Source organism: Wolbachia endosymbiont (group A) of Andrena helvola (genome assembly GCF_964028415.1).
Taxonomy (GTDB): Bacteria; Pseudomonadota; Alphaproteobacteria; order Rickettsiales; family Anaplasmataceae; genus Wolbachia; species Wolbachia pipientis.
The window spans coordinates 85,762-98,541 of record NZ_OZ034779.1 but is presented as its reverse complement, the minus strand read 5'-3'; the positions used below and the strand labels follow the sequence as shown (position 1 = coordinate 98,541).

The window sequence follows — 12,780 nt, the reverse complement described above, 5'->3', positions numbered from 1 at the left end:
GGCTCACCACTTATGTGTAAATTAATCGTTAATGTTGTACACGTTCTTTTCTTTTTCTACTCTCTCTTGCTCTTCAATACAATATATAGCAAGCGGATTAGCTTTAAGTCTTTCGACTCCTATTTCTTCTCCTGTTCCATCGCAGTAACCATAAGTGCCTAATTTTATTTTTTCTAACGCCTCCTTAATTTTTTCTTTTCTATCTTTTCGACGCTTGATTAATTCCTCGTTTCCACTATCTTCATCAGAATAGTATGTATCAATACTATTATCTTCTAGTTCTTGTTTCTCTAACTCAGCGAGTATTGATTGTAACTTTAAGCTGAAGTATTCCAGTTGTTTTACGCTCATATATTCTTCATCTTCTGAAGGAGTGTAATCTTCTGGTGACTTTATTTTTGGTAACTTTTCCATAATTGCATTATCAAAAAAATAATAAAACCTATATAATTTATGAACAAAAAATTATACTACCTCAAAGTAAACACTATAATTTATAATAAACATTTAAAAGCCTAGTATGATCGACTCAGTAAAAAAATTAGTAATAGATGATAAGAACTTTACCTATATAGTATGTATTTTTATCATAATGTTAAGTTTATCTTCATTTACACTTAAAAACAACAATAAACAAGAAGTTATGTTAACATTAACATGGATATGTGCTACATTTGTTTTGCAGATTTCTACAAATAATTTGTTTACATCTGATTATCATGATGGAATATTAGAGCAAATCTTTGTACAGCCACTCTCTTCTAGGCTTATAGTTGCTTATAAAATTTTCGCTCACTGGTTATTATTTGGGTTACCGATTTCAGTAATTTCTTCCATATTCAGCTTTGCAATTCTAGGCAATAGTATTGAACACTCAATAGCAGTTGGAGTGTCTTTATTATTTAATACGCTGATAATCACTAATATTTCAGCTACTGGAAATGCATTGATGATTGGTCAAAACAACTTAGCATCAGGAGTATCGCAAATTCTTGTTTTGCCAATGATAATGCCAACCTTTGTGTATTTTAAAATGCTAACTCAATTTGAAAATTTATCCTTGAATATTTATACACTACTAATCACCATCTTAGTTTTTGTTATTTTGATTGTTAACAGCACCATAACTACTCACATGGCACTAAAATTTGCTGTGGAACAGGATTGAAAAATCTTACTGTTATTCAGTAGACTTCTTGCATAACCTAGAAAAAAGGCAAATAGTTATTATAGATTTAGGTTTATCGACAATTTGAAAAACCTTCATTCCAGCATCCTTCCCTGTCATCCAAGTAGCCCTTCGTTGTCATCCCAGTGTCAAAAACTGGGATAACAGCTAACCTGACAACCGTCATCCCGCTACTTGTTAGCGGCTAAGAGATACCGTGACGGTATGACGGTTCGCGGTGGCATGACGATAAGCCTCATCATCCCGCTACGTGTTAGCGCCGCGGCGGTATGACGATTCGCAGCGGCATGACGAGAAAGGGGCTACTTGGATGATACCTTTTTTCTACTTAGTTTGGGTTATGCAAGAAGTCTATTCCTTCATAAGGAGAAGTAGTTAAAGGAATTTACTCTATTTCTCCCTCTTTTTTTATTATTTTTAATCTATAGTTAACGTAAAAGAGATATGCAAAAACTCTATTGATCCATAGTCTGCAAATTATTAATAACACTTACTTTAAAGAACCTCACTTTACGCTGATCTTTGAGCGCTCTTCTGTGGTATTTTGTAAGAGTATAACTTGTGAAATCGTCTTCCCTATAGATTAAAGAGTTACACTGCTTTATATGTGATGCTATCCACTCTGCATAGTCCTGATGATCGGTTGCAATGAATATTTCCCCTGTTATAAGTATTTTTTTTGCTAATAAATTTAAAAATTCCGTATTAATTAATCGTCTTTTATTGTGACTTCTTTTTGGCCATGGATCTGGAAAGAGAATAAAGAATCTTTCAACACTGTTATCAGGAAAATTTGCAATCAATTCTCTTGCATCTTCTGTCCACATTAAAATATTTTTTATGTTCTGTATTTCTATGTTTGTTAGCAAGCGAGAAACCCCCTTTAAGTAGGGCTCACATCCTATAAATAATAGATCAGGTTCATTGAGCACCTGGTAAAGCATATTTTCACCGTTGCCAAAGCCTATTTCTACCCATATTCTTTTTTGTGAATTTACAATTTTCTCTATAGATTCCTTGCTGTTTTGAATAGAATATTTTTCCAATATTTCATCAACATCAGGTTTTAGCCTGGACCTTCTGGAGAACGATCTAATCCACTTGCTATTCTTAAATAGCATATTCTTGATACATATATAATTTTCTCACTATATTTTATATAGCTTAAACAATTCTCGAAATGAGTTAATGAAAAATTACTTGTCAATAATTGTTAATATTATATAATATATGAGTTCTAATAAAGTTTAAGTTAAAGGTATGAATAATAATAATCCAGTCGTAAATCTACCGGTTACTATCAGAAAGCTATCATCAAACAAATTTATAGAAGAGATATGTCAAGGCCAATTTGAGGATCAAGATAATACCTTGTTTGAAGATTCTTTTGTTAACAAAATTAAAGAAGGAGATGTGGTAGAAGGTGTAATTACAAGAATAAACCCTAACGACGTTGTGGTTGATATTGGTTTAAAATCTGACGGGAGAATTCTGATCAAGGAACTCGGTTGTAATGATGAGGTCATTATTGGCTCGAAAATCAGAGTTTATGTGGAAAGAATTGAAGATTATCATGGTAATGTTGTTCTTAGTCGTGAAAAAGCAATTAGGGACGAAAAATGGAATAAGTTGGAAGAAGATACAGTTACAAGGGCTGAAGTAAGCGGAGTTATTAAACGCTCAATTAAATGTGGCTTTATTGTTGATCTTGGTGACGGAATAAGCGCTTTTTTACCGCTGAGTCATGTGGATTTGAAGCAAGTAAAAGATGCGAAGCACCTTATTGAAACTGAACAAAAGTTCATCGTGCTTAAAATGGATAAGAAGCAGGGCAATATTGTAGTATCAAGAAAGCTGGTGTTAGAAAAATTGCACGCTGGTGAAAAAATTAAATTTTTAGAATCTTTAAATGAAGGCGATATAATAGAAGGGAAAATAAAAAGTATCACTCATTACGGTGTATTTGTCGGTATTCATGAATCAGATGTAGTGGGAGTTATAGATGGATTGTTACATATTACAGATATCTCTTGGAGTAGGGTAAGTCATCCGTCTGCAGTTTTTACTTGTGGTCAGACTATAAAAGTTAAAATTATAAAAATAGATAAGGAAAATGCTAAAATTTCCTTGGGTGTGAAGCAGCTAGAAGATAGCCCTTGGCAAGATGCAGAGTCAAAATATCCAGTTGATAGTGTGCATAAGGGTTATGTAACAAGCATAGAAGATTATGGATTATTTGTTGAGCTTAGACCTGGAATTGAAGGTTTAGTGCACTCGTCAGAAATAACTTGGGTTAAGAGTAATTTACCAGTTAGTAGTCTCGTAACAAGGGGACAAGAAGTATATGTAAAAATTCTCAGTATTGACATTGCTAAGAGTAGGATGAGTTTAAGCATGAAAAGGTGTGTAGACAACCCTTGGCAAGTATTTATCAATAAATATCCTCCTGGTTCTATTGTTTCTGGTGAAGTGAAGAATAATACCGGCTCATATGTATCTGTTGCTTTCGGTGATTCTGAAATAGATGAGAACGTAGAAGGGACAATATATGTGAAAGATTTTAGTTGGTCTAAAAATGGTTCAGATGAGATAAAGAAGTATAATGTAGGTGATAAAATAGAAGCAAAAGTAATAAGGGCTAACGTGAATCGGGCAAGAATTTATCTTGGAATAAAACAAATAGAGTATGATCCTCTTGAAGAACTGATAAAGAAAGTTAAGGTAGGTGATAAAATACAGGTTATTGTAGGTAAGAGAGAAGATAATGGACTAGTCGTTGAAGTTGAGAACGATGTAACCCTTCTAATAGATCAAGAGCATTTACCAGAGAATAAAAAATTCTCTATATCAGAAAAAATAGAAGTTGAAGTATTGGGTGTTGAAGAATATAACATAGCATTATCTGCTAAGTGATAAGGTTTACTTATTTTGGCTTCATATAAATGGCAACAAAGTCTGATATAATAGCGAGGGTAGCAAAAAGACATCCTTTTTTAGATAAGATTGTTATAGCAGCTATAGTTGATAGATTTTTTGGGATACTTTCAAGCACATTGAAACATCATAATAGAGTTGAAATTAGGGGGTTTGGTTCTTTTTCAGTTAGAAGTTATAACTTGAAAGAAACAAGCCATTTAATGTTACAGAAGTTTACAAAGAATCAATACTTTAAAACATATTTTCGTAGCAGTAAAAAATTATCTGATTTGATAAATGAATAAAAATTTATACCATAAATAAGATGAAAGTAGGGGTTTGAGTTTATACTGTACGATAGAAATTTTTAGCACCATATGCAAGTAGTAGAAATAGTTATACGTAATAACACATATAAAATATCTTGCGAAAGTGGGAAGGGGAATCATTTATTACGCCTTGCTAATAGTTTTGACAAGTTAGTTAGTTCTGTATCTCAAAAAACTGGAGGTAAGGGTTCGGATGCATTAAATTTCTTACTTGCAGCACTAATTCTTGAGGATAAAATTTTAGAATTAACAAAGCGATTAGATGAAGTAAATCAAGAGCGCGAAAAGTATAGAAACGAGAAAAGAATAGAATATACTGAGGTACTAGATAAGGTAAATAAGATTATCACTAATCTTGAGTGCATAAAGGATTAGCTTCAATAAAGCAAGCAATTAAATTGACTATCTGACTATTCAAGCCAGGAGGGAGGTTTGTCTTACGAGTTATGTAACAATATAATTCGTAATCATCAAGATCAACTATTTTTTCGTATTCGATTAGTTCGCTTAAGGAAAATTTATCAAGATATTTCAATGCGAAATGCCCTAAAAGTATATCGGTTTCTTTGCAACCCCTATGCCAGCTTCTATATATTAATTTTCTTCTGAGTAGTGAGGTATCTGTCATTACAATTAAACTTTTTTTAATTTAAAAGTTAAACTAAATACTTGTCAAGCGAGGCGCATTTTAATATACTTAACATTTTGTTAAGATCTAAATATACAGGTGGAATTAATTTCTAATCTTATCCATCAATTTAGCGATGGAATATATTATTTTTTATCATTTTCTTTAATAATTTCTGTCATAGTATTCGTGCATGAATATGGGCATTATGTTGTTGCCAAAGCATGCAAAGTTAAAGTTGAATCTTTTTCCATAGGTTTTGGTCCTGAAATTTTTGGTTTTAACGATAAGTCTGGAACTAGATGGAAATTAAGCGTTGTTCCATTGGGTGGTTATGTTAAAATGCTAGGAGATACTAATGCAGCGAGTGTCCCAGCTGATCAACAAGAATTAACGGAAGAAGAAAAATTGTATTCATTTCATACAAAACCGCGTCATAAAAAAGCAGCAGTAGTTTTTGCAGGGCCTTTTGCAAACATGGTATTTGCTGTTATAGCTTTTACAATATTTTTTAGCATAGCAGGTTATTATCGCACTCCACCGGTGATTGAAAATGTAATCGAAGGTAGTGCAGCTAAGCAAGCTGGTTTGTTGCCAGGTGACACTATTACACAAATCAATGAGCATAAAATAAAATACTTTGAAGATATTTCACGTGTGATAATGTCGAATCCTAAAACAAGAATGGAGATTGAGTATAGCAGAAATAATGAGAAGCACAGGACCAGTTTAACTCCATTAATAATCAAGGACAAAGACGTTTTTGGCAACACAATAGAAAGAGAAACTATAGGGATTATTTCAGTCAATACATTAAAGCAGTCGTCTTTTCTTGGGGCTGTGAGCTTATCAGTAAGTGAAACTTACCACACTATGTGCTTAACGATTAAAGCTATCTTTCAAATTATTGTTGGTAAGAGGAGTGCAAGTGAAATAGGTGGACCAATAAAAATCGCAAAATATTCAGGACAATCAGCTAAAAAGGGATTTATTATGGTTCTATATTTTATGGCAATCATTTCAGCTAATTTAGCTGCAATTAACTTGCTGCCAATACCACTGCTAGATGGTGGGCATTTATTTCATTATATCATAGAAGCGGTTATACGTAGGGATTTAAGCTTGAAATGTCAAAAATATGCAGCTATTTTTGGTGCTTTAGTGTTGTTTTTGCTTATGGCAACTGGAATGTCAAATGATATTAGGGATCTTTTTTGAAATAAAATATGAAAAAGCTATTTTATATACTGGTAGTGGTTTTTATTTCTTTTCCTGCCCTGCTTGTTGCTTTAGGAACTGCGGAAAAAGTGCAGGTGAAAGATGTCAAATGTATTGGTAATGAGAGGGTAAGCAACCAGACAATAGGGTTCTATATAAAACTAAAATCTGGTGATTATATAAACGACGATGATATAGACTCAATTATAAAAGATCTATATAAAACAAAGTTATTTGCTAGTGTTAATGCTTACATAGATGATAAAAAAAATTTAGTAATAAAAATTCAAGAAAATCCACTGATTAACAAGGTAGTGTTAAAAGGCAATAAGTTATTTAACAGCAAAGAGCTGCTAAGTAATGTGATTCAATCAAAGTCGCTAACTATTTTAACTGAAACAAAATTGCAAAACGATTTAGTGAATTTAGTCACTACTTATAGAAATAACGGTAAGATTGGTGTTAAAATTGAATATGACCTGAATAAGCTTGATGGCAATAGAGTCAATCTAATTTTTAAAATAAAAGAAGGCAAAACCTCTAAAATTAAGGATATAAGATTTATAGGCAACAAAAACTTTTCTGAAAATGAGCTAGAGCAAGTTATCAAAAGACATAGTAATGACATATTTAGTAAGTTATTTAGAGCTATTTTTAAAGGCGGAAATCATTATTCACCGCAATATCTATTGATTAACACAGAATTGCTCGATCATTTTTATTCATCTAAAGGATATATTCAAAATAATATTCAACCAATTGTTGAGGTTGATAATAACAATCAAACAGAGTTAACTTTTTTGATTGACGAAGGACAGCAGTATTTATTTGGAAATAATGAGGTTAATATTGAAACTGAAATTCAGGATTTGAGCCTAAAAGAAGAAATATTGGATTTTATAACAGAGGAAAACGATAAGATATTTAATAGAGTTAAAATTAATAATACAGTAGAAAAAATAAACAAATATTTAAATGAGAAAGGATATATATTTGCAAAAGTTAATCCAGAGTATGCACAACGTGACAATGTTGTAGATGTAACCTACAGAGTGCTGCCGGGTAAAAAGATTTATATAAATCAAATTACAATTGATGGTAACGATCGCACTTTAGATAAAGTGATCAGAAGTAAGCTAAGTGTAGCAGAAGGTGATGCGTACAATATATCTGAGATTCAAAAGTCACGTAAAAAACTAATGAGTAGTGATTTTTTTGAAACAGTGAAAGTAAATAGTTATGCAGTTAATGATAATGCAGTAAATCTTGACTTAAGTGTTAAAGAAAAAAACACTACTTCGTTGTATTTGGGAGGAGGTGTGTCTCTTCCTGGTGGAGCATTGATTAAAATTGACCTCAAAGACCGTAATTTATTTGGTACTGGAAAAGAGCTCTCTTTTGCTCTTGAAAAAAGTCAATACGTATTTTCTACTGATTTAGAGTTTGTTGAAAATAATTTTAACGATTCTGATACGTCACTAGGCATGGGTGTATTTTATGAAAAACAAGATAAACCAAACACTACTTTTGATAGTTGCGATATGGGATTTTTTACAAAGTTATCATATAAAGTCACAGAGAACTTAACTAATTCCCTTCGCTATTCTTATAAGTATAATCATATACACATGGATAATAAGGGTGGACAAGACACCGATATCTCTGAAATAATACTGGACCGAAAAGGTAAACATCAGATTTCATCAGTGGGATACACGTTGGCATATAATAAACTGGATAACCTCTATACTCCAAAAGAAGGGTATTTACTGCGCTTAAGTCAGGATATTTCAGGATTGGGAGGAAACGTGAATTTCCTGAAATCTGAATTCTTATCTTTTTATACGCACCCTATATTAAGCAAAATTGACGATGATATAACGCTACGCTTTAAGATGGCGGCAGGTCATATTTTTTCTTATACTGATGAAAATCTAAACATTGGCCAGCACTTTTTTAAAGGGGGTAATGAGATTAGAGGGTTTGACCTTTCCGGTATTGGACCAAGAGCAGAAGACAAAAATAAAAGCTCATTAGGAGGCAAAACTTATTTTAATCTAACACAGCAAGTGGATTTTCCTCTACCAAAACTATATGACTATGCTGGTATCAAAGGCTCACTATTTGTTGACTATGCAACACTTTTTGGCTTAGATGATAAAAATAAGAAGTATGAAGGGAAATACTATGATAGCAAGCTTGTGAGAGTGTCACCAGGTTTTGGCTTTTCAATGCTTTCTCCTTTTGGTAGACTTAGATTGGATTTCGGGTTTCCTTTAGTAAAGGAATCTTATGATATAATACCATCACCAAATGTTAAATTTTCTATTGAAGCGGGGATTTGAATGAAATATATACAGTTATTTATATCAGTTATTGCCTTAATTATTTCCTTATTTGTGGGGTATAAGTTTGTAGGATATCAACCTCAGAACACAAAGGCTGCAATTATCGATAGTGACAAAGTCATCAATGAATCTCTTGCTCTGCAAAATATACAACAACAAATAAAGGAGCAGAATTCTAGATTACAACAAGAATTTGAAAATGAGTTAGAAAAACTTAAGCCATCAAAAGAAGAATTTGACCTTTTGTCAGAAGAAGCAAAAAAGGAAAAGACAGGACAATTTAATAAGCACACTGTAAATGTTAGAGATAATTATGCTAAAAAAATGTTACATTTAGAAGAAAGCTATAGAGAAGCAGTAGAGAGTGTTTTTAACAAGATAAAAGAAGTCGCTAAAAAAACGGCAGAAAAAAACAACATAGATTTGGTACTATTTATTTCAAAAAAGAACCAAGTTTTATACTCCATGGATGAAGTTGATTTATCAGATGTGGTATTAAACAATATAAACAAGGAAATACCTGAATTTGCTTTAAAAGGCATTGAATAGACTTATGCAATTTAATATCAGTGATATTATAAAAACACTACCACATTCTTATCCGTTTCTCTTAGTAGATAGAGTTATAGAGTGTGATCCTGGTAAAAGTATAAAAGCAATCAAAAATGTGACTTTCAATGAGCCATTTTTTATTGGCCACTTCCCTGGTCATCCGATAATGCCAGGAGTCTTGATAATTGAATCTCTAGCTCAGGCATCTGCTATATGTGTTCTAGGTAAAGAAACAATAGAAAATAAAGTTGTTTACTTGAGATCCATTGAAAATGCAAAATTCAGAAAGCTAGTTACTCCAGGGGACACATTGATTCTTCAAGCTAACATTCAAAGTGTGTGTTTAGGTGTATACAAATTTAGGTGTATTGCATCTGTTAGCGAAGAAAAAGTTGCAGAAGCAACAATCTCAGCAGTATTGCAAAATAAATAAAATCTTCATCTGTAAGAAACAGCATGTACACTTTATAGTATAGCAATGAAGCTGAATTTCAAAATCTCATTTTCGAATCTATATACTCGCAATGGATTAACAAAATTAGATGAGACATTTTTGAATTATATTAAATCATGTGATGAGAGCTTGTTTTGTTCATTAATTGAAGCAAGAGAAAAAGCAGCTTCTTCTTCGATGTCATCCCAGTGTCACCTCCCATCATCCCAGTGTCACCCCCCGTCATCCCAGTGCTTGACACTGGGATCTAGAAAACAAGAAGAACGGTCAGCTACTTGGATGACAGATAGCCAGCTCATTATAGACCTTTCGTACTTACTTGATGGATTTATTGCAAAACTTTTCAATATTGAAAAAGAAATAGAGGAGCTAAAGAAAAAGCACAACGACTTTGCTGTAATATATAAATGCAAAAGGTTATTTGTCCAACGCTATGCATTGAAGAAATACACTAATGTGGCGAATATAAATATTACTAACAAACTAAGTCCTTTTCTCACTTTGCCAACAACAGAAAAAAATTTCGCTGAGCAGGTGATGCATTGGTTTGAAGATAAAGAAAATCACAAAGAGGAAATAGAACTTGCGGCACAATATGCAGCGTGGAGAGTGAAAAATAAACAGAGTATATTATTCAGTATTCATAAAAAAATTGACCACGAAAACCTCATACCATTTTCTAAAAAAGAAGTAGACAAAGTTGAAGTGCTGTATTCAAATGAAGTAAAAAGACGATACGGTTTTGATCTAACAAGCAAAAAGGTAAGTTTGAATAAAGCACTAGATAATGCTCACTACTGCATATTTTGTCATAAGCAAAATAAGGACAGCTGCTCAAAGGGGCTAATTAATGATGACAATACTTTCAAAAAGTCTCCACTTAGAGTTGAACTGCACGGCTGCCCACTAGAGCAGAAAATATCAGAAATGAATCTGGTGAAAAGCGAAGGGTACAGCATAGCAAGTCTTGCAATTGTGATGATAGATAACCCATTATGCGCGGCTACTGGACACAGAATATGCAATGACTGCATGAATTCGTGCATATATCAAAAACAAGAACCCGTAAATGTGCCAGCAATTGAAACAAGGATTCTGGATGATGTGCTCAGTTTACCGTACGGATTTGAAATATATTCTCTGCTCAGCCGTTGGAATCCTTTAAATTTTCAGCGTTCATTGCCAAGAGAAAACACCGGAAAAAACGTTCTAGTTGTAGGCCTTGGTCCTGCTGGTTTTAATTTAGCTCATCATTTGTTGAATGATGGGCATAACGTTATCACCATTGATGGACTAAAGATTGAACCTTTGATCGATAATTTCCAGCTAATTAAAGATTTCAAACACGAAAAATTGAGTGAACGCACGGCAGGAGGGTTTGGTGGGGTGGCAGAATATGGCATTACTTCTCGGTGGGATAAGAATTACTTAAAGATTATTAGATTACTGCTGGAAAGACGTGAGCATTTCGCACTTTATGGAGGCATTCGTTTTGGTGGCACGATTAATGTTGATGACGCGTTCAACTCGGGTTTTGATCACATCGCCCTAGCACTTGGCTCTGGTAAGCCACGAATGATCAAAATAAAAAACATACTAGCTCGTGGAGTACGCATGGCATCTGATTTTCTGATGTCGTTACAACTGACTGGCGCTCTTAAATTTGATTCTATAGCAAATCTGCAAGTTCGTATGCCGATAGTTGTCATAGGTGCGGGGCTTACTGCGATTGACACTGCCACTGAAGCTTTAGCGTATTATCCAATTCAAGTAGAAAAATTTCTTCTTCGTTATGAGATATTAGTTGATAAGTATGGAAAGGACTGTGTTGAAAAAGATTGGACAGAAGAAGAACACAAAATTGCAAATGAGCTCATATCGCACGCAAAGTTGATCCAAGCAGAGCAAGAGTTAGCAAAAAAAGAGAATAGAGAAATAAAAATATTAGAGTTAATGCAGAGCCTCGGGGGAGTGAAAGTTATATATAGAAAAGAGCTAAAAGATTCACCAAGTTATCGATTAAATAGCGAAGAGGTGCAAAACGCATTATCAGAAGGGATTTACTTTATTGAAAACTTAGAGCCAGTTGAAGTTGTGACGGATAAATATAACCATGCTGAATTAATAAAACTGATAGACACAAAATCCGGCGAAATCAAACGTATAAAAGCACGTTCTATTTTTATAGCAGCAGGTACTGAGCCAAATACAGTTATTGCAACAGAAGATAAAAAGCATTTTAAATTAAGTAATGGGTATTTTACTCATTTGAATTCATCAGGAAAAGAAATAGACCCAATATTTTCTCCTAAAATGCAAAATAAAGATAGAATATTAGTGTATAAGCAAGGCAATAAAACAATCAGCTTTTTTGGTGATCTTCACCCTTCGTATAGTGGCAGCGTCGTGAAAGCTATGGCAAGTGCTAAGAACGGCTACCCTATTATTTCCCAGCTTTTGAATAGAGTTAATAGCTTCGTTTCTGTCATTCCAGTGTGTGATGTTGTGGGCCAGAAAAAAAATGCGTGGTCAAGCATTGAAGATCTGGCTAACAAAGAATTCTTCAATAGAATCAAAGAGCAATTCGCTGCAAAAGTCATAAAAGTTCAATATTTAACAGATAAAGTGATAGAAATAGTGATTAAAGCACCACTTGCGGCAAAGAATTTTAAGCCTGGGCAATTCTTTAGATTGCAAAATTTTGAAACCAATGGCAGAAAAGCCAATAATACAAACCTTGCTATAGAAGGTATAGCCATAACCGGCACTGAAGTAGACAAAAAAAAAGGAATTATTTCCACTATTGTGCTGGAAATCGGCGGCTCCACTAATTTATGCAGACACTTAAGAGAAGGCGAGCAAATAATTCTTATGGGCCCAACTGGCAGACCTACTGAGGTTTACTAAGTCTCAATATTAAAGTGATGCCAAATTTTATTTCAAAAAGTAAACAATTTACTAACGCTCGTGCACAAATTAAAAATAAATTATGCACGAGTGTAGCGTTATGAATTAGGAGTGCTATATTAAAGCTTACCTCACTATTAAAGCTATCGGTCAGATTAGATTAAAAACCTAATCTGACCGGTTTCTCTATAACCCTCTAAACTCTGATATAATTATATGATAATTAGTTTAATTAGTGG

General features: G+C 33.3%; 12 protein-coding genes. 9 read left to right on the top strand and 3 right to left on the bottom strand.

Translation table 11 applies throughout. The features are described from left to right. Positions 1-21: 21 nt before the first annotated feature. Positions 22-414 carry a TraR/DksA family transcriptional regulator gene (locus ABWU73_RS00525; RefSeq protein WP_010963040.1) on the bottom strand — a complete coding sequence of 131 codons (393 nt, stop codon included), beginning with the start codon at positions 412-414 and terminating at the stop codon, positions 22-24. 106 nt (positions 415-520) lie between these two features. On the opposite strand from ABWU73_RS00525, the gene ABWU73_RS00520 reads away from it, so the two are divergent. Continuing rightward, positions 521-1,168 carry a heme exporter protein CcmB gene (locus tag ABWU73_RS00520; protein WP_010963039.1) on the top strand — a complete coding sequence of 216 codons (648 nt, stop codon included), beginning with the start codon at positions 521-523 and terminating at the stop codon, positions 1,166-1,168. Positions 1,169-1,644: 476 nt separating this feature from the next. Here the strand turns inward: ABWU73_RS00520 and trmB are convergent, their stop codons facing one another. After that, on the bottom strand, positions 1,645-2,310 hold the full coding sequence (trmB, locus tag ABWU73_RS00515; RefSeq protein WP_012673367.1) for a tRNA (guanosine(46)-N7)-methyltransferase TrmB: 666 nt from the start codon (positions 2,308-2,310) through the stop codon (positions 1,645-1,647). A 139-nt stretch (positions 2,311-2,449) separates the two neighbouring features. Here trmB and ABWU73_RS00510 point away from each other — a divergent pair, with 139 nt between their 5' ends. The 3 genes from ABWU73_RS00510 to ABWU73_RS00500 all read left to right on the top strand — a co-directional run bounded on the left by ABWU73_RS00510 (position 2,450) and on the right by ABWU73_RS00500 (position 4,809). Continuing rightward, entirely contained in the window at positions 2,450-4,102 is a 1,653-nt protein-coding gene (locus tag ABWU73_RS00510; RefSeq protein ID WP_012673366.1) for a 30S ribosomal protein S1, read from the top strand. 29 nt (positions 4,103-4,131) lie between these two features. Continuing rightward, a complete protein-coding gene (locus tag ABWU73_RS00505; RefSeq protein WP_010963035.1) occupies positions 4,132-4,410 on the top strand; it encodes an HU family DNA-binding protein in 279 nt (92 codons plus the stop codon). A 72-nt stretch (positions 4,411-4,482) separates the two neighbouring features. After that, positions 4,483-4,809, top strand: a complete 327-nt coding sequence (locus ABWU73_RS00500) for a cell division protein ZapA (protein ID WP_010082086.1) — start codon at positions 4,483-4,485, stop codon at positions 4,807-4,809. On the opposite strand, the gene ABWU73_RS00495 is transcribed toward ABWU73_RS00500, so the two are convergent. Then, on the bottom strand, positions 4,784-5,062 hold the full coding sequence (locus ABWU73_RS00495) for a succinate dehydrogenase assembly factor 2 (protein WP_006279484.1): 279 nt from the start codon (positions 5,060-5,062) through the stop codon (positions 4,784-4,786). The genes ABWU73_RS00500 and ABWU73_RS00495 overlap by 26 nt on opposite strands. A 99-nt stretch (positions 5,063-5,161) precedes the next feature. Here ABWU73_RS00495 and rseP point away from each other — a divergent pair, with 99 nt between their 5' ends. Genes rseP through ABWU73_RS00470 form a run of 5 tightly spaced genes read left to right on the top strand, consistent with a single transcriptional unit; the run spans position 5,162 to position 12,541 of the window. Next, a complete protein-coding gene (rseP, locus tag ABWU73_RS00490) occupies positions 5,162-6,280 on the top strand; it encodes an RIP metalloprotease RseP (protein WP_010082085.1) in 1,119 nt (372 codons plus the stop codon). An 8-nt stretch (positions 6,281-6,288) separates the two neighbouring features. Next, positions 6,289-8,625, top strand: a complete 2,337-nt coding sequence (gene bamA, locus ABWU73_RS00485) for an outer membrane protein assembly factor BamA (RefSeq protein WP_138264850.1) — start codon at positions 6,289-6,291, stop codon at positions 8,623-8,625. Further along, on the top strand, positions 8,626-9,177 hold the full coding sequence (locus ABWU73_RS00480) for an OmpH family outer membrane protein (RefSeq protein WP_209472492.1): 552 nt from the start codon (positions 8,626-8,628) through the stop codon (positions 9,175-9,177). A 4-nt stretch (positions 9,178-9,181) separates the two neighbouring features. Next, positions 9,182-9,613, top strand: a complete 432-nt coding sequence (fabZ, locus tag ABWU73_RS00475) for a 3-hydroxyacyl-ACP dehydratase FabZ (RefSeq protein ID WP_010082082.1) — start codon at positions 9,182-9,184, stop codon at positions 9,611-9,613. Positions 9,614-9,658: 45 nt separating this feature from the next. After that, positions 9,659-12,541, top strand: a complete 2,883-nt coding sequence (locus ABWU73_RS00470; protein WP_264329485.1) for an FAD-dependent oxidoreductase — start codon at positions 9,659-9,661, stop codon at positions 12,539-12,541. Positions 12,542-12,780: the final 239 nt, after the last annotated feature.

Coding starts and splice junctions, on each gene's coding strand:
- ABWU73_RS00525 (WP_010963040.1), bottom strand. CDS start 414: ATGGAAAAGTTACCAAAAATAAAGTCACCAGAAGATTACACTCCTTCA.
- ABWU73_RS00520 (WP_010963039.1), top strand. CDS start 521: ATGATCGACTCAGTAAAAAAATTAGTAATAGATGATAAGAACTTTACC.
- trmB (WP_012673367.1), bottom strand. CDS start 2,310: ATGCTATTTAAGAATAGCAAGTGGATTAGATCGTTCTCCAGAAGGTCC.
- ABWU73_RS00510 (WP_012673366.1), top strand. CDS start 2,450: ATGAATAATAATAATCCAGTCGTAAATCTACCGGTTACTATCAGAAAG.
- ABWU73_RS00505 (WP_010963035.1), top strand. CDS start 4,132: ATGGCAACAAAGTCTGATATAATAGCGAGGGTAGCAAAAAGACATCCT.
- ABWU73_RS00500 (WP_010082086.1), top strand. CDS start 4,483: ATGCAAGTAGTAGAAATAGTTATACGTAATAACACATATAAAATATCT.
- ABWU73_RS00495 (WP_006279484.1), bottom strand. CDS start 5,062: ATGACAGATACCTCACTACTCAGAAGAAAATTAATATATAGAAGCTGG.
- bamA (WP_138264850.1), top strand. CDS start 6,289: ATGAAAAAGCTATTTTATATACTGGTAGTGGTTTTTATTTCTTTTCCT.
- ABWU73_RS00480 (WP_209472492.1), top strand. CDS start 8,626: ATGAAATATATACAGTTATTTATATCAGTTATTGCCTTAATTATTTCC.
- fabZ (WP_010082082.1), top strand. CDS start 9,182: ATGCAATTTAATATCAGTGATATTATAAAAACACTACCACATTCTTAT.
- ABWU73_RS00470 (WP_264329485.1), top strand. CDS start 9,659: ATGAAGCTGAATTTCAAAATCTCATTTTCGAATCTATATACTCGCAAT.